Below are 22,037 nucleotides of genomic sequence, written 5' to 3'. Positions count from 1 at the left end.
TACCCGATCCAGGCTTGAGCCGGATCCACCGAAAGAGCAAGGAAACACCGATGAAACTGCGTTTCAACCAACTCACGCACGACCGACTGCCCGCCGACCTGCCCTCCGACCTGACCGGGCACGCGATCACGCTCGACCTGTCGCACACCGACGCCGGTCAGCGCGAGGCCGCCACGGTGCTGGCGCGCGAACTGCTCGACCGGGGCGCCGCCCAGGTGGTCATCTCGGGCAACATCGTCGACCACGCCGCCTGACCGGCCGCGGCGCCGCCCGTGCGGGCAGGCCCCGTCTGGATGCCGGATGCGACAGAAGGTGCGCACCCGGCTGAGCCGAGCGCGCACCTCCCGCTGATCGTCAGTGGTCCGATCACCTGGTGGGCCTGACCGTCAGTGGGCGAAGTGCCGCGACCCCGTCAGGTACAGGGTGACGCCCGCCTCGCGCGCGGCCTCGATGACCTCGTTGTCGCGCACCGATCCGCCGGGCTGCACGATCGCGCGCACGCCGGCCTCGGTGAGCACCTGCAGGCCGTCCGGGAACGGGAAGAAGGCGTCGGATGCGGCCACCGAACCCTGCACGCGGTCGCCGCCGCGGCTGACCGCCAACCGGGCCGAGTCCACCCGGTTGACCTGGCCCATGCCGACACCGATGGTCGCCCCGCCGGAGGCCAGCAGAATCGCGTTCGACTTGACCGCGCGGCAGGCACGCCAGGCGAACTCGAGGTCGATCAGGGTCTGCTCGTCGGCCGCCTCGCCGGTCGCCAGCGTCCAGGCCGCCGGGTTGTCGCCGTCGGCCTGCAACCGGTCGCGCTCCTGCACAAGCAGCCCGCCGGAGATCGGCCGCAACTCGACGCCGGTCTCGGTTGGAGCGGGAGCCAGCAGAACGCGGATGTTCTTCTTGCGCTGCAGGACTCCGACCGCACCCTCGGCATAGGACGGCGCGATGATCACCTCGGTGAAGATGTCGGCGACCTGCTCGGCCATCTCGACGGTCACCTCACGGTTCGAGGCGATCACGCCGCCGTAGGCGCTGACCGGGTCGCAGGCGTGGGCCTTGCGATGCGCGTCGGCGATCGCGCCGTCGCCCTCGAGCCCGGACACCGCGATGCCGCACGGGTTGGCGTGCTTGATGATCGCCACGCACGGGGCCGAATGGTCATGCGCCGCACGCCATGCCGCGTCGGCGTCGGTGTAGTTGTTGTAGGACATCTCCTTGCCGTGCAGCTGCTCGGCCTGCGCCAGTCCCGGCGCCGCGGAGTTGTCGATGTACAGCGCGGCGCCCTGGTGGGGGTTCTCGCCGTAGCGCAGCACGGTCACACGGTCCCAGGTGGCGCCGAGCCAGCTGGTGAACTCGTCCTCACCCTCGATCAGGTCGGTCATCCAGCCGGCGACCGCAACGTCGTACTCGGCGGTGTGCCGGAAGGCCGCGGCGGCCAACTCGACCCGCTTCGCCTGGGTGAACCCGCCGGCTTCGACCGCGCCGAGCACGTCGGCATACCGGTCCGGGGAAACGACGACGGCCACCGACGGGTGGTTCTTCGCGGCGGCGCGCACCATCGACGGCCCGCCGATGTCGATCTGCTCGACGCACTCGTCGACGCTCGCACCGGAGGCCACGGTCTGCCGGAACGGGTAGAGGTTGACCACGACGAGCTGGAACGCCTCGACGCCGAGTTCGGCGATCTGGTCGAGGTGCTCGGGCTTGCGGGTGTCGGCGAGGATGCCCGCGTGCACCCTCGGGTGCAGGGTCTTGACCCGGCCCTCGAGGGTCTCGGGGAAGCCGGTCAGGTCCTCGACCTTGGTCACCGGGATCCCGGCGTCGGCGATCTTCCCGGCCGTCGATCCGGTCGAGACCAACTCGACGCCCGCTGCGTGGAGCCCGGCAGCAAGTTCGACCAGCCCGGTCTTGTCGTAGACGCTGACGAGCGCGCGGCGCACAGCCTTGCGGTCACTCACTTGGGATCACGGCCTTTCGTCCATCGGAAACTACAACTCCACGGGTGGCAACGGCGGCGACCACCTCGACCAGCAGCCGCCGTTCCACCACCTTGATTCGTTCGTGCAGGCTCGACTCGTCGTCGGTGTCGAGCACACTCACGGCCTCCTGCGCGAGGATCGGGCCGGTGTCCACTCCCCCGTCGACCAGGTGCACCGTCGAGCCGGTGACCTTGACGCCGTAGGCCAGCGCATCGGCGACGGCGTGTGCGCCGGGGAAGGCCGGCAGCAACGCCGGGTGGGTGTTGATCACCCGGCCCTGGAACCGGCCCAGGAACTCGGGGCCGAGGATCTTCATGAACCCGGCCGACACGACGAGATCGGGCCGGTGCGCGGCCACCTCGTCCGACAGCGCACGGTCCCACGCGGCGCGGTCGGCGTGATCGCCGACGCGCACGCGGAAGGATCCGATGCCGGCGCGCGCGGCCCGTTCCTCCGCTTCGCAGACCCGGTCCACACCGACCGCGACGACCTGCGCGGGGTACTCGGGCCTGGAGGCTTCGTCGATCAACGCCTGCAACAGGCTGCCGGTCCCGGATGCGAGTACGACGAGCCGGGCCGGCGGGTCGGGCACCAACCGGTCGGACTCATGCGGGGCGTTCAGCGCTGCATCTCCTGTGCACTCAAGCGGAACAGCCGGAAGAACTCCGGCCGGGTAGCAGCCTAGTCGCTGGGGTGGGCGGCACTTTCCGGCAGGTCCTGCTCCGAAACCTCGTCCGTGACCCCGGTCACCTGCTCGGATGCCGCGTCGTCCGATTCGGCCCGATCCGCCTCCGCCGCGGCTTCGTCGGGGTCTGCCGGGTCCTCGTCGGCGCCGTCCGGCGACACCTCGTCCGACACGTCGCCGCTCGACTCCACACGGCCCGCTTCCGTGGCGGCCGTCGTCGGCATCACGATCATGTTCGCGGCTGCGTCGCGCGCCGGTTGCTCCGCGTCGGCCGCCAGTTGCTGCGGCTTACGGCGTCGGCGCCGGAGAGGTCCGAACCGCTTGACCAACAGCACCGTGGCCGACCCCGTCACGGCAAGCCATCCGAAGACGAGCAGCCCCAGCAGCGGAGGTTCGACGCCGACATAGCCGAACGAACCCAGTGGCCCGCCGGCGAGGAAGCCGACAACGGCCATCGCCGTCCCGCAGCCCACGGCGGCGGTCAGCACGGTGCGCAGCAGGACGATCGCACCGGTGCGCTCGCGGTGGCAGCCCTGTCCCAGTCGCACGCCGATCACCACGATCACGGCGAGCAGTGCGAGCCAGGCACCGCCGGTCTCGGCGTGCGGCAGCACCCCCAGGATGGGCAGTGCGGGGACCGGTCCACCGGTGACGTGGAACAACCCGAAGGTCGCGTCGCCGATGTGCATCTCGGTGCCGACGAGGGTGCCCACGGCGCCGACGATCACGTTCGGCAGGTACAGGATCGACAGCAGCACCAGGCCGAGCTGTCCGACCCAGTCGTCTTCGGCGCCGATCAGGTCGCCGACCGCCGACCAGTTCCGCAGCATCCCGACGACGATCAGCACCGACCCGGCGGCCAGCAGCGACATCCCGGCGATCGTGCCCTGCCGCAGCGACGTCCGGGTCCAGTCCGGCACCTGCAGGCGCTCTCCGGTCAGCCGCCACACCTGCCGCCCGACACCCAGGACCGCACCGAGCGCGTGGATGCCCGCGACGCCGCCGAGCGCGATCAGCGTGTCGGGGCTCGACAGTTCGGTCACCGAGGTCGCGTCCTGGATCACCGCCAAGGCGATGACGGTCACGACCAGTGAACCGCCGACCGCGGCACCGACGATGCGCAGCTGCATCGGGGGCGGATCCTCCGGGCGGGTGACCCGCGCGCAACACCGGGCGACGCCGGCGATCATCAGGAGGGTCGGCAGCAGCGGCAGCGCACCGATGTCGGTGCTGCCGATCTGCACCGGGACCTGGTGCACCGCCAGCCACAGGGAGGCGATCGCCCCGAACACTCCGGTGAGCCTGCTGTCGACACTCACCAGCGTCACCAACGTGATCGCGGCGATCAGCGCAACCGCGATGCCGGACGGTACGAAGGCGACCCGGATCAGCGAACGCATCTGTTCCGGGGTCGCCCCCCTGCGGGCGGTTTTGCGGCGGTCGAGCAGCAGACTCATCGCGACCAGCGTGACATCCCACCGGCCGGTCCCCGCTCAGGCGCGCCGCAGTGACCGGCGATCAGCCCTGGTTCGGCGGCTGGCCCGAGCCCGGCTGGTCCGAGCCCGGCTGGGTCGGGAACGCCCGCGTCGCATCGTCGGCCGACGACGCCGGGGGCTGCCCGGTGGACGCACCCGGCTGACCCGGCTGCTGACCGTACGTCGGCGTCGGCGCACTGTACGGCTGCGGCGTCGCCGCGTGCTGGCCACCGGTACCCGGCTGCGGCGCGGTGTATCCCGGAGACGGCTGCGGCTGGCCGTAGGGGGTCGAGGGAGCCTGGGGCGACTGGGCCTGGGGTGCGCCGTAGGCCTGCTGCCCGGCCCCGTACTGCTGCTGGCCGTACTGCTGCTGCCCGTAGCCCTGCTGGGGCTGACCGTACTGCTGCTGTTGCCCGTACTGCTGCTGGCCGTACTGGCCGTAGGGCTGCCCCATCCCGTAGCCCGGCGCGGGCGCCGGCTTCGGCTCGGGCAGCTTGACGATGCCAGCGTCGACGAGAAGCAGCGCGACCGCGATCAGCGCCTGGATGAACCCGAGCACCAGGACCACGATCGGCCCGGTCTCGACGTTGATGTTGTCGCCCAGCGCGAACGTCACGAACAGCAGCGCGAAGAAGCCGGCGATCGCCGAGGCGGCGGCCAGGCCCAGCTGCTCGGCCTGCTTGGGCAGCAGTCCGGTCGCGACGATCAGGCCGGCCAGCAGGAGCAGCGAGAGTCCGATGGTCGGGACACCGAACTCGAAGAAGTTCTCGGACACCTTGGCGTTGCCGTAGGGCAGTTGGGCCGAGACGTAGGGCAGGAAGCCCAGGAAGAAGTTCAGCACACCCAGCACGATCACGACCAGGCGCATGATCCGGGGCAGCCCGCCGTTGCCGGCGTTCTCCGTCCCACCGGCCGCGGCCGGCTGCGCCTCGGCGCTCGCGGACTGCGCGGTATAGGCCTGCTGGGACTGCTGCGACTGCGGTGCCGGGGCACCCTGTTGCGGACCCTGCGGCTGGCCACCTGACTGCGGGGCGCCGTAGCCCCCCGGCCCGGGCGTGAACGTCATGTCTTCTCCTTGTCGGATGTCTCGATTGTGACGCAAGGGACAACGCTAGACCACGGAGACGACAAAGGGTGCGCCCGATCGGTCGGATCGGGCGCACCCTCGGTCAGGAGCAGCGCGGAAGATGACCTGCCGAAAACGGTCTCCGGAAGAGATCGGCAGATCCCGGTGTCACAGCGACTTGAGGATCTCCCGTGCCAGCGCGGCGGTCTCGGACGGCGTCTTGCCGACCTTGACGCCCGCGGCCTCGAGCGCGTCCTTCTTCGCCTGGGCGGTGCCCGAGGAGCCGGAGACGATGGCGCCGGCGTGGCCCATGGTCTTGCCCTCCGGGGCGGTGAAGCCCGCGACGTAGCCGACGACCGGCTTCGAGACGTTCGCCTTGATGTAGTCGGCGGCACGCTCCTCGGCGTCGCCGCCGATCTCGCCGATCATGACGATGAGCTTGGTCTCGGGATCCTTCTCGAACGCCTCGATGGCGTCGATGTGGGTGGTGCCGATGACCGGGTCGCCGCCGATACCGATGGCGGTCGAGAAGCCGTACTCACGCAGCTCGAACATCATCTGGTAGGTCAGGGTGCCGGACTTGGAGACCAGCCCGATCGGGCCCTTGCCCGCGATGTTGGCCGGGGTGATGCCGACGAGGGCCTCTTCCGGGGTGATGATGCCCGGGCAGTTGGGGCCGATGATCCGGGTCTTCTCGCCCTTCTCGACGTTGTAGGCCCACGCGTACGCGGAGTCCTGCACCGGGATGCCCTCGGTGATGACGACGAGCAGCGGGATCTCCGCGTCGATGGCCTCGACGATGGCGTCCTTGGAGAAGGCCGGGGGGACGAATGCGATCGAGACGTCCGCGCCGGTCTCCTTCATGGCCTCGGCGACGGTCGCGAAGACGGGCAGCTCGATGGCGTTGCCGGCCTTGTCGGTGTGCGAGACCTTGGTGCCGGCCTTGCGCGCGTTGACGCCACCGACGACCTGGGTGCCGGCCGCGAGCATCCGGGCGGTGTGCTTGGAGCCCTCGCCACCGGTGATGCCCTGGACGATGACCTTGGAGTCCTTGGTCAGGAAGATAGCCATTGTTGTGTGTCCCTTACTTCGCTGCGAAGGCGAGCTCGGCAGCCTTGTCGGCAGCCTCGTCCATGGTTGCGACGACCGTGACCAGCGGGTGGTTGGCCTCGGCGAGGATGCGGCGACCCTCTTCGACGTTGTTGCCGTCCAGGCGCACGACGAGGGGCTTGTTGGCCTCGTCGCCAAGGGTCTGCAGCGCACCGATGATGCCGTTGGCGACGGCGTCACACGCGGTGATGCCACCGAAGACGTTCACGAAGACGCTCTTGACCTGCGCGTCGTTCAGGATGACGTCCAGGCCCGCGGCCATGACGGCAGCCGAGGCGCCGCCGCCGATGTCGAGGAAGTTGGCCGGCTTGACGTTGCCGTGCTTCTCGCCCGCGTAGGCGACGACGTCCAGGGTCGACATGACCAGACCGGCGCCGTTGCCGATGACGCCGACCTCACCGTCGAGCTTGACGTAGTTGAGGTCGTTGGCCTTGGCCTTGAGCTCGAGCGGATCCGTCGCGTCCTTGTCCTCGAACTCGGCGTGGCCGGGCTGACGGAAGTCGGCGTTGGCGTCCAGGGTGACCTTGCCGTCGAGCGCGAGGATCTGGTCGTCGGGCGTACGCACGAGGGGGTTGACCTCGACGAGGAGAGCGTCTTCCTTGATGAAGACCTCCCACAGCTTCTGGATCGTGTTCGCCGCGGCGTCGAGGACCTCGGCGGGCAGCTTGCCGGCCTCGGCGATCTGGCGCGCGAACGCGAGGTCGACACCCTTGACGGCGTCGACGGGGATCTTCGCGAGGGCGTCGGGGTTCTCCTCGGCGGTGACCTCGATCTCGACGCCACCCTCGACCGAGCACATCGCCAGGTAGGTGCGGTTGGTGCGGTCGAGCAGGAAGGAGATGTAGTACTCCTCCGCGATCTCACTCGCCTCGGCGACGAGCAGCTTCTTGACGACGTGGCCCTTGATGTCCAGGCCCAGGATCGCCTCGGCGTTCGCCTGCGCCGCGTCCGCGTCGGCCGAGTACTTGACGCCGCCCGCCTTGCCGCGGCCGCCGACCTTGACCTGCGCCTTGACCATCACGGGCTTGCCGATTTCCTCGGCGATCTCGCGGGCACCGGCGACAGTGTCGGTAACACGGCCGGCCGACGTGGGCACGTCATGCTTGGCGAAGAGTTCCTTCGCCTGGTATTCGAAGAGATCCATCTGCTCACCGTCTCGTCTGCGTTGATGCCCGCCCGAGGGGTAGGAGCGGGTCTTTCGGACTGTATCGACCCGCGTCAGCACGCCAATCACAGCCCCGGTCCGAAGTGGTGCAGGTCACTGGCCCCGAGCCGCTCTCCGCCCGGCCATCACCGCACCCGCGCCCAAGCCTACGACCGCGAGCGCCCCGACGAACATCGCCGGTCCCACTCGATGGTCCGGGACGCGCGCCCACGTGAGCGGCCCGGTCGCCAGATAGCCGATGACCGCGATCGTGCAGCCGGCCGACAGGGCCGCGCCGCGGGCCGGCCGCGCGCGGGCCGCGACCAAGGCCGCGCTGGCGATCGCGACGGCCGTCACCACCTGCCCCCACACGTCCCAGCCCCACGGCAGATGCCCGATCCAGGCGGCGGCGAAGCTCCGCCCGCCGACATCCGGGGCCGTGTACAGCGGCAACACCAAGGACACGACCGCGGCCGCGGCGCCGATGCCGGTGACCACCGCGCCGGGCCGGTCGACCTCCGGATCGACCGAGGTGTCGATCTCCGAACGTTCTGCGGCACCGGCCATTCCGGCCGCCACCCCGGTCGTCACCGCACCGATCACGACGAGGCCGGCCGCGAACGCACCCGGCCCCAGCCCCACACCCGGCACATCGGAGGCGAACACCACCGACTCCAGCACCGCGGTCGCGCCCAGCAGCGGGACCGTCCACACGACCGCCAGTACCGGACGGACCCGCACCGCGTACTCGCTTAGCAGCAGCCACACCGCCACGATCGCGAGGAGCACGCCCGCGGCCAGTTCCACCCGGGTGGCGTAGATGCGCGGTTCCGGCAGGCCCGCGGAGACCCGCAGTACCGGGAGCACCGCGCCGACCACCGCGACCACCGCGGTCACGAGACCGCACAGACCAGCGACCCGATGCGCGCGGCCGATCGACGGCGCCCGTCCGTTCCCCGCCCGCACCGGCGCGGGGACCGCACGGTCGCGCAGGTCCGCGACCACCGGGATCGCGAGTCCGATCACCACAAGCGCCACCGCTGCGACGGTCGACCACACCGTCGCCGCCGACACCCCGATCCGGTCACCGGCGCCGAGTCCGGCGGTCAGCCGTCCGCCCGACAGCTGCAGGACACCCAGGCCCGCCCCGGTCAGCGCCCCGGCGGAGGTCCACCGTGAGCAGGTCACCAGCGCCATCGCGACCACCAGCAGCAGGCCCGCCACCACCGCGACGGTCCCGAACGCGACCGGATAGGGGGCGTCGACGACCGAGTGCGTCAGCACCACCGGATCGGACGACGTCAGCGCCGCGCCGAACAGCCCGACCACCGCGACAGCTGCCGCCACCGACACCGCGAGCACCGCCGCGGAGCCGAGTTGCGCACCGACGGCGCGCCCCTCCTCGCCGTCCGGCTCACGATCCGGCATCGGCTGGTCGTCGAGCCGCCGGGCGGCCGACAGCGCCACCAGCCCGGCGGCGACGGCGAGCAGGTGGCCGACGAGCACCACGACCGCGCCCGGTCCCGGCGACAGGTGCGCCGCCGTGAGCGGCCGCAGCAACTCGAGCCGGTTCGCGTCGATGGGCCCGACCAGCAGTTGCACGTCCAGGACGGTCAGCCCGACGGCGACAGCACCGGAACCCGCCAGCAGACCGGCGCCCAGGCTCGCGCGCCGCGACCGCAGCGCGAGCGCCGCGAGCAGCCCCGGGGCGAAGGCACACAGCGCGACGACGACCGCCGCCGGCCAGATCGCGCCGCCGGGGCCGGGGCCGTGCACCGTCCGTGCGGGCGCGAGGGCGGGGGCCACCGCGACGGCGAGCGCGCCGATCAGCGCCGTCCAGACCGCCACCCGATGCCGCGGGTGCACCGGGCCGGTCCCGCCGGAGGTCCACGCCGCGACGGCCGTCCGCCATCTGTGCGGCGTCGCGTTCGCGGCCGGTCGCGTCCCGGCCGATTGCTTCCCGGCCGGTCGCTTCGGGATCGGACGGGAAGCCGCGGCGCCCCGGGAACCGGAGCGGGACCGGGCGGCCGAGCGAGAGGAGCGTGTCACCCGCACGACGGTATCGGCCGGCGGCGCTCCTGACCCGTCGCGACAAGCCGATCTCGGTGACGAACCGTCCGGCACGACTCGGCGACCGCACCCATCGACCATGCGACTGTGAGCTGCCACACACTCTCTGCCACGCCGCCCTGAGGCTTGCCTTTCACATGATCGGTTGGCTAACGTCGCCGAGGCTGAAATAACGATCTGGTCACGACCTGGACCGCGGACGGGAGTTGTCGAACCTTGGCGCACGACCGCACGTCCTTCACGCAGAGCCGTTTCGTCGGGGCAAGCCGGCCCACTTCCCGCCCCGCCCCCGATGCCGGCGCCACCGACACGTTCGACACCACCATGGACCGCGACGACGACCGGACTCGCCGGATCCCGGTGTACCGCAACACGACTCCGTCGCATTCACGGCACGGCGCGCACGAGACGTCCGACGCGCAGTCGCGCCGGTGGTTCACCCCCGTCCCCGCGGATGCACCGACCGAGGTGTTCGCCGCGTCGACGCCCGCGTCCCGAGCCGTCGAGCCTGCCGAGCCGGAACTGCCGGTCCTCGATGCAGCCGCCTCGTTTGCACCCACAGCCGCCCCGGACACCTCCGCCACCCCGCAGAGCCGACGTCGCGGCGCCCATCGGGTGCCGACCCCGCCGCACGCGATCAAGGGCCGGGTGGCCGTGGTCGCCGTCGCGGCGGGCGCGGTCGTCGCCGCGGGCCAGTCGATGGTGCGCGGCGCCGGTCCGTCGGTGTCGGACAGTTCGGACGTGGCACTCGCCTCGGGCAGCGGGCTGCAGGCACTCGGCGGCAGTTCGTCGCACGAACCCGCCGGCGATGCGCAGGTGCTCACCGTCGCCCAGGGTGACGACCTCGCCACCTTCTCGGAGCAACTCGCCAAGGGCACCAAGTACGCGGCCGACCGCGCTGCCCGCGACGCCGCCTCCCGTCGGCCCTTGTTCGCGCTGCCGGCACAGGGCATCTTCACCTCCGTCTTCGGCACGCGGTGGGGCACCATCCACGGCGGGGTGGACATCGCCGCCGCAATGGACACCCCTATCCATGCCGTCGCCGACGGCACCGTCATCGATTCGGGGCCGGCCAGCGGCTTCGGGATGTGGGTGCGGCTACGGCACGACGACGGCACGGTCAGCGTCTACGGTCACATCGACCGGTCGCTGGTGCAGGTCGGGCAGCACGTGCTGGCCGGCGACGAGATCGCCGAGGTGGGCAACCGCGGGTTCTCCACCGGGCCGCACCTGCATTTCGAGATCTGGCTTGACGGCTCCCAGCGGGTCGATCCGCTGCCGTGGCTGGCGCAGCGCGGCATCAGCCTCGGTCACTACGCCGGCTGAGGCTCACCGCCCGGCCGCGACCTCACCGCACGGCGGCATCCTGGAGCCGCGGCCTCACAGCTTGATCATCGGCACGCCACCGATGAGCATCAGCCGCACCTTTCCGGCGCTGCCGAAGTCGATGGTCGCGGTCGCGCGTGTACCGACGCCGTCGCAGGAGATGACGGTGCCCAGACCGTACTTGTCGTGACTGACCCGGTCGCCCGCGACGAGCACCAGGTCGTTGTTGCGCGGCCGCGCCTTGCCGAAGCTGCCCGACTCGCGCGAGGACGGCCGTCCGCTGCCGATCAACCGGCCGCCGCCCAATCCCCCGGAGCCCCATCCGCCGACGCCCCGCCCTCCGCCGCCCGGACTGCCGCCGCTCACGCCCGGATCCTCGCGGCGCCAGTGCACCAGCTCCGCCGGGATCTCCTGCAGGAAACGCGATTCGGGGTTCATGATCGGCTGCCCCCAGGCGGAGCGGAGCACCGCGCGGGTGAGATACAGCCGGCGGCGGGCCCGGGTGATGCCGACGTAGGCCAGCCGGCGCTCCTCGGACAGCTCGGCCGGGTCGCCGAGCGCACGCATGTGCGGGAACTGCCCGTCCTCCCAGCCGGCGACGAACACGACCGGGAACTCCAGTCCCTTGGCGGTGTGCAGCGTCATCAGCGTGACCACGCCCGCACCCGACTCCGGCACCTGATCGGAGTCCGCGACCAGCGACACCCGCTCGAGGAACGCGGCCACCGAGCCCGGTTCGGGAGCGCCCTCGTCCGCAGGCGCGGCGTCCCCGTCACCTGCATCCCCGGTGTCCTCGACCATGGCCGCCACGTTGGCCGCGTCGGCGCTGAACTCGCGTGCCACGCTGACCAATTCGTTGAGGTTGTCCAGGCGCGCGCCGTCCTGCGGATCGCTGCTGGCCTCGAGTTCGGCCCGGTAGCCGGTGCGGTCGAGGATCGCTTCGACGACGTCGCCTACGTCGGGCACCCCGTCCCTGTCGAGCAGGGTGCGCAGCCCGTCCATGATCTCGACGAACGCGGCGATCGCCTTCTGCGACCGGGTGTTCAGCAGCGGCACCGTCCCCTCGGCGCCCGCCCGCAACGCGGCGGCGAAGCCGAGGCCGGTGTTCTCCGCGTGCACCGCCACGCACGCCTCGGCGCGGTCGCCGATGCCGCGGCGCGGGGTGTTGAGGATCCGGCGCAGGCTCACCGCGTCGTCGGGATTGGCGAGCACCCGCAGGTACGCCACGATGTCGCGGACCTCCTTGCGCTCGTAGAAGCGCACGCCGCCGACCACCTTGTAGGGCAGACCGAGCCGGATGAACACCTCCTCGAGCGCGCGGGAGGAATTGTTGGTGCGGTAGAACACCGCCACGTCGCCGTACGTCGCCTCCCCCTCGTCGACCAGCCGGTCGATCTCGGCGGCGACGAACGAGGCCTCGTCGTGCTCGTTGTCCGCCACGTAGCCGGTGATCAGCTCACCCTCGCCCGCGTCGGTCCACAGCCGCTTCTCGCGTCGGCCCGAGTTGCGCGCGATGACCGCGTTCGCGGCCGACAGGATGTTCTGCGTCGAGCGGTAGTTCTGTTCGAGCAGGATGGTCCGGGCGTCGGGATAGTCCCGCTCGAACTCGACGATGTTGCGGATCGTCGCCCCGCGGAACGCGTAGATCGACTGATCGGCGTCGCCGACCACACACAGCTCCGAGGGTGCCACCCGACCCGGCTCGCCGTCGGCAGGCTCGAGCCCGACAAGCTCGCGCACCAGCACGTACTGCGCATGGTTGGTGTCCTGGTACTCGTCGACCAGCACGTGCCGGAACCGGCGACGGTAGTACTCGGCGACCTGCGGGTGCGACTGCAGCAGCGCGACGGTCTCGCTGATCAGGTCGTCGAAGTCGAACGCGTTGGCCGACCGCAACCGCTGCTGATAGTGCGTGTAGACGGTCGCGATCAGGCGCGGCAGCTCGGCCGGGTCCCCGGCCGCGTCGGCGCTCGCCTGCTCCGGGTCGATCAGCTCGTTCTTCAGGTTCGAGATGTGCGTGGCCAGCAGCCTCGGCGAGAACTTCTTGGTGTCGAGGTCGAGATCCTTGGCGATCATCGTGAGCAGCCGGCGCGAATCGTCGGCGTCGTAGATCGAGAAGTTCGAGTTGATGCCCGGCACCAGCGCGGCCTGCGCCCGCAGGATGCGCACACAGGACGAGTGGAACGTGGCCACCCACATCGCGTTGGCACGGGCGCCGACGAGTGCGGCGACCCGCTCACGCATTTCGGCCGCGGCCTTGTTGGTGAACGTGATGGCGAGGATCTGCCCCGGCCCCACACCCCGCTCGGCCAGGAGATAGGCGATCCTCCTGGTGAGCACCGCGGTCTTGCCCGACCCCGCCCCTGCGACGATCAACAGCGGCGATCCGGTGTGCACGACCGCAGCGCGCTGCTGCGGGTTCAAACCGTCGAGAAGTGCCTCTGCGCCGGTGTGCCGACTGGATCCGGGGGCCGCCGAAGGAAGTGTGTTCATCGTGCCTCAACGGTACCGGCGTGCACCGACAGCGACACCGGTCGCCCACCCCGACCAGCACCTCGTCGGCCCGGCGCGATGTTGGCCCGGATGGGGCCCCGTGGCAAAATGAGCCCATACTCACACCTCGCGGGGGCTGCGACCGGGGACGGACCGCACACCCGACTCCTGGAGGAGGCGGACGGGAACTGCTGACATCGGTAACGGCCGGCACCGCGCCCCCGACACGGGGGTGACGACGACACGAGGTCCACGACCAGTAGGTCCGTGACACCGGGGCCCGACACGACAGGGAGCATCATGGCAGCGACACAGCAGACACCCGACGCAGCGGCGACGCCGGCCGCGGACCTCGCCGACGCCGTGGAGGCCCCGATGGGCGAGCAGGAGATCGACGAGCTGCGCAAGGAGATCGACCGCCTCGACGCCGAGATCCTCGCCGCGATCAAACGCCGCTCCGAGATCTCCCAGCAGATCGGTCGCACCCGGATGGCCAACGGCGGCACCCGACTGGTGCACAGCCGCGAGATGAAGGTGATCGAGCGCTTCAGCGACCTCGGCGAGGAGGGGCATACGCTGGCGATGCTGCTTTTGCGTCTCGGCCGCGGGCGCCTGGGCCACTGAGGGAACCGGTTCACCGAGCGCGACGGCGGAACCGGAGGGCCGGACCGCGACTGCCGCGTCAGTCACCGGGATGATGTGTTCCCCGGCGCGCCGTGGCCACTAGGCTCGGTCCAGCACGTCGACACGTCCGTCGGGCGATGAGGAGCCGCGAGTATGACCGACCCCGCCACGAGCGCAACCGATATCACCCGTACCCAGGCCTGGGGCGCACTGTCCGCACACCACGCCGAGGTTCGCGACGAGCACCTGCGCGACATCTTCGCGGCGGATCCCGGGCGCGGCAGTGACCTCACCGTCACCGCCGGCGACCTCTACTTCGACTACAGCAAGCACCGGGTGACCCGGGAGACGCTGCGGCTGCTGGTCGATCTCGCGCGCACCGCCGACGTCGAGGCCCGCCGCGACGCGATGCTGCGCGGCGAGCACATCAACACCAGCGAAGACCGGGCGGTGCTGCACACCGCGCTGCGCCTGCCCGCCGATGCGTCGTTGTCGGTCGACGGGACCGACGTGGTCCACGAGGTGCACGAAGTGCTCTCGCGGATGGGCGATTTCACCGATCGGCTGCGGTCGGGCGAATGGCGCGGCGCCACCGGCGAGCGGATCGAGACCGTCGTCAACGTCGGCATCGGCGGTTCCGACCTCGGCCCCGTGATGGCCTACCGGGCGCTGCGCGCGTACGCGGACAGCGGCATCTCCGCCCGCTTCGTCTCGAACGCCGATCCCGCCGACATCATCGGTCAGCTCAGCGGGCTGAACCCGGAGACGACACTGTTCATCGTGGCGTCCAAGACGTTCTCGACGCTCGAGACCCTGACCAACGCCACCGCGGCGCGCCGCTGGCTGCTCGACGGACTGCGCGAGCGGGCCGGCGAGTCCGTCCTCGACGGCGCGGTCGCCAAGCACTTCGTCGCCGTGTCCACCCACGCGGGCCGGGTGTCGGAGTTCGGCATCGACACCGACAACATGTTCGGCTTCTGGGACTGGGTGGGCGGCCGTTACTCGGTGGACTCCGCGGTGGGCCTGTCGCTGATGGCGGTGATCGGCCGGGAGCAGTTCACGGAGTTCCTCGCCGGCTTCCACACGATCGACGAACACTTCGCCACCGCCCCGCTCGAACAGAACGCGCCGGTGATCGCCGCACTGCTGGGCGTCTGGTACAGCAACTTCTTCGACGCGGACTCGCGCGCGGTGCTGCCGTACTCGAACGACCTCAAGCGTTTCCCCGCCTACCTCCAGCAACTGACGATGGAGTCGAACGGCAAGTCCGTGCGCGCGGACGGCACCCCGGTGACCACGTCGACCGGTGAGATCTTCTGGGGTGAGCCGGGTACCAACGGCCAGCACGCGTTCTATCAATTGCTGCACCAGGGCACGCGGTTGGTGCCGTCGGACTTCATCGGTTTCGCCGAGCCGACCGAGGACCGCGCGACCATCGACGGCGAAGGCAGCATGCACGACGTGTTGATGTCGAACTTCTTCGCACAGACGAAGGTGCTGGCCTTCGGTAAGACCGCCGAGGAGATCACCGAGGAATTGGAAGCCGCGGGCACTCCACTCGATGTCGTGCCGCACAAGGTGATGCCCGGCAATCGCCCCTCGACGACGATCCTGGCGCCCAAGCTGACCCCGTCGGTGCTCGGTCAGCTGATCGCGCTGTACGAGCACGCGGTGTTCGTCGAGGGCGTCATCTGGGGCATCGACTCGTTCGACCAGTGGGGCGTCGAACTGGGCAAGACCCAGGCGATCGAGCTGGTGCCGGTGCTAACCTCCACGGAATCCCCTGCGGCGCAGGACGACTCGTCCACGGACACGCTGGTGCGGCGCTACCGCGGGCTGCGCGGGCGTAGCAGCTGAGTCACGCGAACCGGGACACGACCTGCCCCGGAAGGTACGGCATCACCAGATCGATTGCCCGCCAAGGCCAGCCGGGAACGCAGGCACGACGCGGCTCGCGCTCGATCGCGGCGACCATCGATCGCACGCCGCGATCGAGCGGCGCGACCATCGTGGCATCGTCGGCCTGAGCGGACATGTCGGTCGCGATGAAGCCCGGCAGCACCGTCGTCACCGCGATCGGGCTCTTCGCGAGCTCGATCGACAGCGCCTCACCGATCGCGGAAAGTCCGGCCTTGCTTGCCGAGTAGGCGGCCTTCTTGCGCGGCAGTCCGCGTACCGCGCTCATCGACGAGATGAGCACCAGGTGCCCGGAGCCCTGCGCACGGAAGTTCTCCATGGCGGCCTCGACCTGCGCCAGCGCGCTGACGAAGTTCGTGGTCGCCGTGGCCAGGTTGGCGTCGGCGCGGCCGGTGCCGATCACGGCGCCCTTGCCGATGCCGGCGTTGACGATCACCCGGTCCACCCCGCCGAGTTCGTCGCGCAGCTGTCCGAAGACCTCGGGCACGGCGGCGTGGTCGTCGACGTCCAGCTGCCGGACCACGACAGTGATCCCGGGGTACTCGGCGAGCAGTTCGTCGCGTAGCGCCTCGAGCCGGTCGGTCCGCCGGGCGCACAGCGCCAGGTCGCGGCCCATGCCGGCGAAGCGACGCGCCATCTCGGCGCCCAACCCGGAGCTGGCGCCGGTGATCAGAATCTTGGTCCGAATCATGAGAGTGCACTCTAGAGCGAAAAGCACCCACTAGCCTCGATGCCATGGCCGAGCGTCGGGTCTTCGATGTGGTGGTGATCGGCGGCGGACCTGCGGGCGAGAACGCCGCCGCCTATGCGGTCGCGGGTGGCGGGCGCACGGCAGCGCTGGTCGAGCGAGAACTGGTCGGCGGCGAGTGCTCCTACTGGGCCTGTATGCCGAGCAAGGCACTGCTGTGGCCGGGCGAGGTGTTGGCGCAGGCCCGCGCGATGCCGGGCGTCCGAGGGTTGGTCGACGGCCGGCCGCTGGACGTGTCGGCGGTGCTGGCGCGGCGAGATGCGTTCACCAACGGCCACGACGACAGCGGCCAGGTGGACTGGGCCCGGTCCGCCGGGATCGAGGTGATCCGGGGCCACGGACGGCTCGTGGGAGATCGCACCGTGGAGGTCGACCGGCCCGGCGGCGCGCTGGAGTTGCACGCGCGTGAGGCCGTGGTGCTCGCGACCGGATCCGCGGCGACCGTGCCCCCGGTGGCCGGGCTCGCGGAGGCGCTGCCGTGGACGTCGCGTGACGTGACCAATCTGCACGAGGTACCGGAGCGGGTGCTGGTCCTGGGCGGCGGAGTGGTCGCCTGCGAGTCCGCGACCTGGCTACTCGCGCTGGGGGTTCGGGAACTGACGATGGTGGTGCGCGGAGCGTCGTTGCTTGCCCGGTCCGAGCCGTGGGCGGGCGAGCGCGTCGTCGAACGGTTGCGGGAACTCGGCGCGCGGATCCTCTTCGAGACCGAACTCGGGTCGGTGCGCCGGGCGGCACCGGGGGCGTCGGGCGAGGGTTGGGTGCACGGCGGGCCCGCGACCGTCTCGTTGGGCACGGCAACCGACGCGGAGACGGTGACCGTCGACGAGATCGTGGTCGCGGCCGGCCGCCGGCCCGGTACCGCCGACCTGGGGCTCGAGTCGGTCGGGCTCACCCGGGGCCGAGCCCTGGACACCGACGATCACCTGGCCGTCGCGGGGGTGGCGGGCGGATGGCTGTACGCGGTCGGCGACGTCAACGGGCGGGCGGCGCTGACGCACATGGGCAAGTACCAGGGCCGCGTGTGCGGCGACGTCATCGCGGCACGTGCCGCGGGCCGAGCGCTCGACGGGCCGCGCTACACCGCGAGCGCCGACCGCACCCAGACTCCCCAGGTGGTCTTCACCGATCCCCAGGTCGGGTCGGTCGGACTCACCGAGCAACAGGCGCGCGCCAACGGCCTTGCCGTCGAGTCGGTTTCGGTGGACATCGCGGTCGCAGGGTCGGCGCTGCACAACGACGGCTACCGCGGTCGCGCGCAGTTGGTGCTCGACGGCGCCACCGACACGGTGGTGGGTGCGACGTTCGTCGGCCCCGACATCGCCGAACTCGTCCACGCCGCCACCGTCGCCGTGGTCGGCCGGGTGCCGTTGGAACGGCTGTGGCATGCGGTGCCGTCGTATCCGACGATGAGCGAGGTGTGGCTGCGGTTGCTGGAGGCCCGGCGGGGCTGAGTTCGGTTGCAGGCCGAGTTCGCGGGGGCTACCCGGTCTGTTGCAACTCGTGTGCGGGCAGGCAGATCCGCGCGAGGTCGTCCAGTGGCACGTCGAGCACCGCGGCGAGCGCGGCGACCGTCGAGAACGCCGGCGTGACCAGACGGCCGGTCTCGATCTTGCGGAGCGTCTCCGGAGAGATGCCGGCGGCCTGGGCGACCTCGACGGGGCGACGCTCGCCACGAGCCGCCCGCAGTCGCGCACCGAGGCGCTTGCCGGCGGCGATCTGTTGCGGGGTCAGCGGGGAACGCACCATGCCGCCATCCTAGCCAAGTCGGTATGAAAATACCGGCATCATCGACTAGGCTGGTATTTTAATACCGTACGTTCGAGAAGAAGGTTGCCCAGTGCTGGAGCTCAAGACGGACCGCGAGATCGATTTCATGCGCACCACCGGCCGGTTCATCGCCGGTCTGCTCGACGACCTCGCCGACCGCGCACAGGTCGGGGTGAACCTGCTCGACCTCGAACAACGCGCGCGCACCCTGATCGAGCAGCGGGGCGCCGTCTCCTGCTATTGGGATTACGCACCTTCGTTCGGCCGTGGGCCGTTCCGCAACGTGATCTGCCTGTCCGTGAACGACGCAGTGCTGCACGGACTTCCGCACGACTACGCGCTACGCGACGGCGACCTGCTGAGCATGGACATCGCCGTGTCCATCGACGGCTGGGTCGCCGATTCGGCACGCAGCCTGATCGTCGGCACGCCTCGGCCCGACGACGTGCGACTCATCGAGGCGACCGAGGAGGCGCTCGCGGCCGGTATCGCCGCCGCGGTTCCGGGAAACCGACTGGGCGACATCTCCGCCGCGATCAGCGCGGTCGCGGATCGGTACGGATACCCGGTCAACACCGACTTCGGCGGTCACGGCCTCGGCCGTACCATGCACGAGGACCCGCATGTGCCCAACCGCGACCGCGCGGGACGGGGGATGCGACTCGAGCCCGGGCTGACGCTCGCACTGGAACCGTGGTTCGCGGCGGCCACCGACCGGATCGTCTACGACCCCGACGGGTGGACGATCCGGTCCGCGGACGGTTCGAACACCGCGCACAGCGAGCACACGATCGCCGTCACCGAGAGCGCGGCGTTGATCCTGACCGACTGAGTTCTCGGGTGCCGCAAGACCCTGCGACCAGACCCGTTCGCCCCTCCGCCATCAGCGAGTCGGCCAGTCCGACAATGAGTTCCGCCGAACTGATTCAACTCACCCCACAGATAGTCGAACACGTGTACGATATTTGTCATGATCGACACGGGGGAACATCGAGGGGAAGACCGGCGAATGCTCGCTGCCGTCTCGACGGCCTGCCGCGCCGAGAACCGTTCCGCCGCAGCGAAGGTCCTCGCGGCCGGTGCGTTGCTGCAGGCTTGGATCGAGCGTGACGTGCAGCTCGGCAACGGCGACATCATCGACTGCGGTAACGGAGCGGTCGCCGAAGTCGCTGTCCGGTTGGGCTGCTCGAAGACCATGGCCGGCAACTACGCCGACACCGGCGTCGAACTCCACCTGCGTCTCCCCTTGATCCGTGCGGCATTCGAATCCGGCGAACTCGACTATGCGCGGGTCCGTAGGGTCGTCACCAGCACCTGTTTCTTGAAACCTGCGACCGCAGCCCGGATCGAATCGGCCATTCTCGCCGCGGCCCGACATCTCTCCCCCGGCCCGCTGGGCACCGAGGTCGCGGCCATCATCACACGGGAGGCTCCGGACGAGGCCGCCGAGAACCGCGCCGAGGCCGGCATCCTCCGCAGGGTCAAACTCGTGCCCGAGGACGAACTGTCCAGGTTCGAGGCCACACTAACGCCCGATGAAGGGCAGCAGGCATGGCAACTGGTCACCGAGATGGCCGACACCGTCTGCAAGCACGACCGGCGCCTGCCCGCGCACCGGCTCGCGGATGCGTTCCTCGCCCTCCTGCATCGGGAGCCGCACCTCGCGTGCACATGCCGACGGGACGACTGTCCGCAGACCAGTGGCGTACCGGCACTCCCGGGTCGCCGGACCCCGCTGGTGCAGATCACCGTCGATGTCGCAACGCTTCTCGGACTGCTCGCCAACCCCGCGCACCTGCACGGCCACGGACCCATCGATCCGGAACTCGCCCGCGAGCTCGCCCGCGATGCCACCTGGCAGGCCATGCTCACCGAGACTCTCGACCTCGCCGAACAGAACGGACTCATATCGCACGACAATGCGGGCAGTGACGACGACGGCAGTGCAATCGGCGACGGAACGGAGGACAACGACGCTCCAAATGACAATGCCGCACAAGAGAGTCCCGCACACAGCAATACCGCGAACGGCACCGAGGACCACGACGACGGCAGCGAAACGCCGACCTCTGCGCCGCCACGCTACTGCGTGCACACCTATCGCGCCCGGGGTAGCCGCCGATCGGCCGGACCTCTTCCCACCTGGGCTCCCCTGCGCACTCGCCGTCGCGCACCGTGGGGCCGGAGCCAGATGGCCGACGTGCTGCTCGCGGCGATCACCGCCGACGCCGCCTTGGCACTCGGCGAACATCCCGACGGGCACGGCGGCCACGCCGAACCGCCGCCCGGCTCGCTGAACTACCGACCCGACGCGGCCACCGCGGCACTCGTGCGCGCCCGCGACCAGCACTGCCGCTTTCCCGGCTGCCACGTGCCCGCGGCCCGCTGCCAACTCGACCACATCGTCGCCTACCGCCACCACGATCCGCGACGCGGCGGATGGACGATCCTGTCGAACCTGCAGTGCCTGTGCTTGTTTCACCATCAGCTCAAGACCATGCGACTATGGCAGGCGACCGCACTCGCCGGACAGGCGATCTACTGGACGTCGACGACCGGCACGCTCCCCACCGGAGCGAGCGCACCGCACAGCCCGCCACTGGCACCGCGCCTGACCCGCCCGCCCCGGATGACCAGCCCGCCGATCGTGCCACCGGCGCCCGACGACGACCCGCCACCGTTCTGAGTGCGGTGCGGCCGGGTCCGGATCAACGGAGCAACCTCGACATCCGGCGGTCGGCCAGAATCTTGCCGCCGGTCTGACAGGTCGGGCAGTACTGGAACGACCGCTCCGCGTAGGCGACCTCACGCACGGTGTCCCCGCACACCGGGCACGGCAGACCGGTCCGGCCGTGCACGCTCAGCCCCGAGCGCTTCTCGCCCTTGAGCCGCGCCGCGTCCTGCCCGACCGACCTGTCCACCGCATCCTCAAGCACCGCACGCATTGCCGCATACAACTCAGAAACCTGACCCTCGGTCATCCGATTCGCGGTGGCGAACGGCGAAAGCCTTGCTGCGTGCAGGATCTCGTCAGAATAGGCGTTGCCGATGCCGGCCAGCACCGTTTGATCCGTCAGCGCAGTCTTGATCCGTTGCGCGGTTCCGGCGAGCCGCGCCGCGAACTCGTCCTCGGACACCGCCAACGCGTCCGGCCCGAGCCGTGCGATGCCCGGCACCTGCAGCGGATCCGCCACCACCCACACGGCAAGCCGTTTGCGGGTACCGGCCTCCGTCAGGTCGATCGCCGGTGCGGTCGCCTCCGGCGCCAGCAGGTGCACCCGCAATGCCAGCGGGCCCTTGCCACCCGGCTTCGGCGGTGCCGGGCTCGGCTCGTCCACCCAGCGCACCCACCCCGCACGCGACAGATGGGCTATCAGCCACAGGTCGCCGCAGCGCAGACCGAGATGCTTGCCGAACCGCGCCGCCCCCGTGACATCCGAGCCCGCGAGCGCACCGACCGGCGGATCCGCCGTCTTGAGCACGCTCAGCGCGGCCACGTCGACCCTCGTGATGACCGCTCCCACCGCATGTTGCTGCAGGAACTTCGACAGCGCCTCGACCTCAGGCAGTTCGGGCATGGACCCCAGTCTGCCGAGTTACCTCTCGCGCCGCAGCAAGTACGTGCGCCCCGAACGCCGC

Annotated in this window: 18 protein-coding genes; 7 read left to right on the top strand and 11 right to left on the bottom strand. The window is 70.5% G+C overall.

Annotation, left to right across the window (positions count from 1 at the left end):
* Positions 1-50 precede the first annotated feature (50 nt).
* Positions 51-254 carry a hypothetical protein gene (locus G4X40_RS19135; protein ID WP_277834859.1) on the top strand — a complete coding sequence of 68 codons (204 nt, stop codon included), beginning with the start codon at positions 51-53 and terminating at the stop codon, positions 252-254.
* A gap of 132 nt (positions 255-386) precedes the next feature.
* Here the strand turns inward: G4X40_RS19135 and purH are convergent, their stop codons facing one another.
* The 7 genes from purH to G4X40_RS19100 all read right to left on the bottom strand — a co-directional run bounded on the left by purH (position 387) and on the right by G4X40_RS19100 (position 9,319).
* Entirely contained in the window at positions 387-1,952 is a 1,566-nt protein-coding gene (gene purH, locus G4X40_RS19130; RefSeq protein ID WP_277834858.1) for a bifunctional phosphoribosylaminoimidazolecarboxamide formyltransferase/IMP cyclohydrolase, read from the bottom strand.
* Positions 1,945-2,568, bottom strand: coding sequence for a phosphoribosylglycinamide formyltransferase (gene purN / locus G4X40_RS19125; RefSeq protein ID WP_277834857.1), 624 nt, complete (start codon positions 2,566-2,568; stop codon positions 1,945-1,947). Before purN ends, purH begins: the two co-directional genes overlap by 8 nt.
* 86 nt (positions 2,569-2,654) lie before the next feature.
* Positions 2,655-4,115 (bottom strand): cell division protein PerM, encoded by a 1,461-nt coding sequence (locus tag G4X40_RS19120; RefSeq protein WP_277834856.1) that lies wholly within the window; start codon positions 4,113-4,115, stop codon positions 2,655-2,657.
* Between the two features lie 61 nt (positions 4,116-4,176).
* Positions 4,177-5,199 carry a DUF5336 domain-containing protein gene (locus tag G4X40_RS19115; RefSeq protein ID WP_277834854.1) on the bottom strand — a complete coding sequence of 341 codons (1,023 nt, stop codon included), beginning with the start codon at positions 5,197-5,199 and terminating at the stop codon, positions 4,177-4,179.
* Positions 5,200-5,367: 168 nt separating this feature from the next.
* The gene (gene sucD / locus G4X40_RS19110; protein ID WP_277834853.1) at positions 5,368-6,270 is read right to left on the bottom strand and encodes a succinate--CoA ligase subunit alpha; all 903 of its coding nucleotides are present in this window, start codon (positions 6,268-6,270) and stop codon (positions 5,368-5,370) included.
* Between the two features lie 13 nt (positions 6,271-6,283).
* On the bottom strand, positions 6,284-7,453 hold the full coding sequence (gene sucC / locus G4X40_RS19105) for an ADP-forming succinate--CoA ligase subunit beta (RefSeq protein WP_277834852.1): 1,170 nt from the start codon (positions 7,451-7,453) through the stop codon (positions 6,284-6,286).
* Positions 7,454-7,567: 114 nt separating this feature from the next.
* On the bottom strand, positions 7,568-9,319 hold the full coding sequence (locus G4X40_RS19100) for a hypothetical protein (RefSeq protein WP_277834851.1): 1,752 nt from the start codon (positions 9,317-9,319) through the stop codon (positions 7,568-7,570).
* A 420-nt stretch (positions 9,320-9,739) separates the two neighbouring features.
* On the opposite strand from G4X40_RS19100, the gene G4X40_RS19095 reads away from it, so the two are divergent.
* Positions 9,740-10,849, top strand: coding sequence for a M23 family metallopeptidase (locus G4X40_RS19095; protein ID WP_408642252.1), 1,110 nt, complete (start codon positions 9,740-9,742; stop codon positions 10,847-10,849).
* A gap of 54 nt (positions 10,850-10,903) precedes the next feature.
* On the opposite strand, the gene pcrA is transcribed toward G4X40_RS19095, so the two are convergent.
* Entirely contained in the window at positions 10,904-13,342 is a 2,439-nt protein-coding gene (gene pcrA, locus G4X40_RS19090; RefSeq protein WP_277834850.1) for a DNA helicase PcrA, read from the bottom strand.
* A gap of 300 nt (positions 13,343-13,642) precedes the next feature.
* Between pcrA and G4X40_RS19085 the strand changes: the two genes are divergently transcribed.
* On the top strand, positions 13,643-13,966 hold the full coding sequence (locus G4X40_RS19085; protein ID WP_277834848.1) for a chorismate mutase: 324 nt from the start codon (positions 13,643-13,645) through the stop codon (positions 13,964-13,966).
* A gap of 153 nt (positions 13,967-14,119) precedes the next feature.
* A complete protein-coding gene (pgi, locus tag G4X40_RS19080; protein WP_277834847.1) occupies positions 14,120-15,823 on the top strand; it encodes a glucose-6-phosphate isomerase in 1,704 nt (567 codons plus the stop codon).
* Between the two features lies 1 nt (position 15,824).
* On the opposite strand, the gene G4X40_RS19075 is transcribed toward pgi, so the two are convergent.
* Positions 15,825-16,574: an SDR family oxidoreductase gene (locus G4X40_RS19075; protein ID WP_277834845.1), complete on the bottom strand. Its 750-nt coding sequence runs from the start codon at positions 16,572-16,574 to the stop codon at positions 15,825-15,827.
* Positions 16,575-16,618: 44 nt separating this feature from the next.
* Between G4X40_RS19075 and G4X40_RS19070 the strand changes: the two genes are divergently transcribed.
* Positions 16,619-18,082, top strand: a complete 1,464-nt coding sequence (locus G4X40_RS19070) for a dihydrolipoyl dehydrogenase family protein (protein WP_277834842.1) — start codon at positions 16,619-16,621, stop codon at positions 18,080-18,082.
* A 28-nt stretch (positions 18,083-18,110) separates the two neighbouring features.
* On the opposite strand, the gene G4X40_RS19065 is transcribed toward G4X40_RS19070, so the two are convergent.
* Positions 18,111-18,377: a helix-turn-helix domain-containing protein gene (locus G4X40_RS19065; RefSeq protein ID WP_277834841.1), complete on the bottom strand. Its 267-nt coding sequence runs from the start codon at positions 18,375-18,377 to the stop codon at positions 18,111-18,113.
* Positions 18,378-18,468: 91 nt separating this feature from the next.
* On the opposite strand from G4X40_RS19065, the gene map reads away from it, so the two are divergent.
* Together map and G4X40_RS19055 are read left to right on the top strand one after the other, a co-directional pair.
* On the top strand, positions 18,469-19,230 hold the full coding sequence (map, locus tag G4X40_RS19060; protein WP_277834840.1) for a type I methionyl aminopeptidase: 762 nt from the start codon (positions 18,469-18,471) through the stop codon (positions 19,228-19,230).
* A 138-nt stretch (positions 19,231-19,368) separates the two neighbouring features.
* Positions 19,369-21,084: an HNH endonuclease signature motif containing protein gene (locus G4X40_RS19055; RefSeq protein ID WP_277834838.1), complete on the top strand. Its 1,716-nt coding sequence runs from the start codon at positions 19,369-19,371 to the stop codon at positions 21,082-21,084.
* A 22-nt stretch (positions 21,085-21,106) separates the two neighbouring features.
* Here G4X40_RS19055 and G4X40_RS19050 read toward each other — a convergent pair whose 3' ends face one another.
* Positions 21,107-21,976: an Fpg/Nei family DNA glycosylase gene (locus tag G4X40_RS19050; protein WP_277834836.1), complete on the bottom strand. Its 870-nt coding sequence runs from the start codon at positions 21,974-21,976 to the stop codon at positions 21,107-21,109.
* Positions 21,977-22,037: the final 61 nt, after the last annotated feature.

The sequence above is a fragment of the Speluncibacter jeojiensis genome (genome assembly GCF_029589495.1).
Lineage (GTDB): Bacteria > Actinomycetota > Actinomycetes > Mycobacteriales > Mycobacteriaceae > Speluncibacter > Speluncibacter jeojiensis.
The sequence above is the reverse complement of the archived record's forward strand: the minus strand, read 5'-3'. Positions and strand labels throughout refer to the sequence as shown.

Excerpts from the sequence above, each read along its gene's own strand:
- G4X40_RS19070 (WP_277834842.1), top strand. The coding sequence starts at position 16,619 with ATGGCCGAGCGTCGGGTCTTCGATGTGGTGGTGATCGGCGGCGGACCT.
- G4X40_RS19120 (WP_277834856.1), bottom strand. The coding sequence starts at position 4,115 with ATGAGTCTGCTGCTCGACCGCCGCAAAACCGCCCGCAGGGGGGCGACC.
- G4X40_RS19085 (WP_277834848.1), top strand. The coding sequence starts at position 13,643 with ATGGCAGCGACACAGCAGACACCCGACGCAGCGGCGACGCCGGCCGCG.
- sucD (WP_277834853.1), bottom strand. The coding sequence starts at position 6,270 with ATGGCTATCTTCCTGACCAAGGACTCCAAGGTCATCGTCCAGGGCATC.
- G4X40_RS19115 (WP_277834854.1), bottom strand. The coding sequence starts at position 5,199 with ATGACGTTCACGCCCGGGCCGGGGGGCTACGGCGCCCCGCAGTCAGGT.
- G4X40_RS19135 (WP_277834859.1), top strand. The coding sequence starts at position 51 with ATGAAACTGCGTTTCAACCAACTCACGCACGACCGACTGCCCGCCGAC.
- G4X40_RS19050 (WP_277834836.1), bottom strand. The coding sequence starts at position 21,976 with ATGCCCGAACTGCCTGAGGTCGAGGCGCTGTCGAAGTTCCTGCAGCAA.
- sucC (WP_277834852.1), bottom strand. The coding sequence starts at position 7,453 with ATGGATCTCTTCGAATACCAGGCGAAGGAACTCTTCGCCAAGCATGAC.
- pcrA (WP_277834850.1), bottom strand. The coding sequence starts at position 13,342 with ATGAACACACTTCCTTCGGCGGCCCCCGGATCCAGTCGGCACACCGGC.
- G4X40_RS19065 (WP_277834841.1), bottom strand. The coding sequence starts at position 18,377 with ATGGTGCGTTCCCCGCTGACCCCGCAACAGATCGCCGCCGGCAAGCGC.
- pgi (WP_277834847.1), top strand. The coding sequence starts at position 14,120 with ATGACCGACCCCGCCACGAGCGCAACCGATATCACCCGTACCCAGGCC.
- G4X40_RS19075 (WP_277834845.1), bottom strand. The coding sequence starts at position 16,574 with ATGATTCGGACCAAGATTCTGATCACCGGCGCCAGCTCCGGGTTGGGC.
- G4X40_RS19055 (WP_277834838.1), top strand. The coding sequence starts at position 19,369 with ATGATCGACACGGGGGAACATCGAGGGGAAGACCGGCGAATGCTCGCT.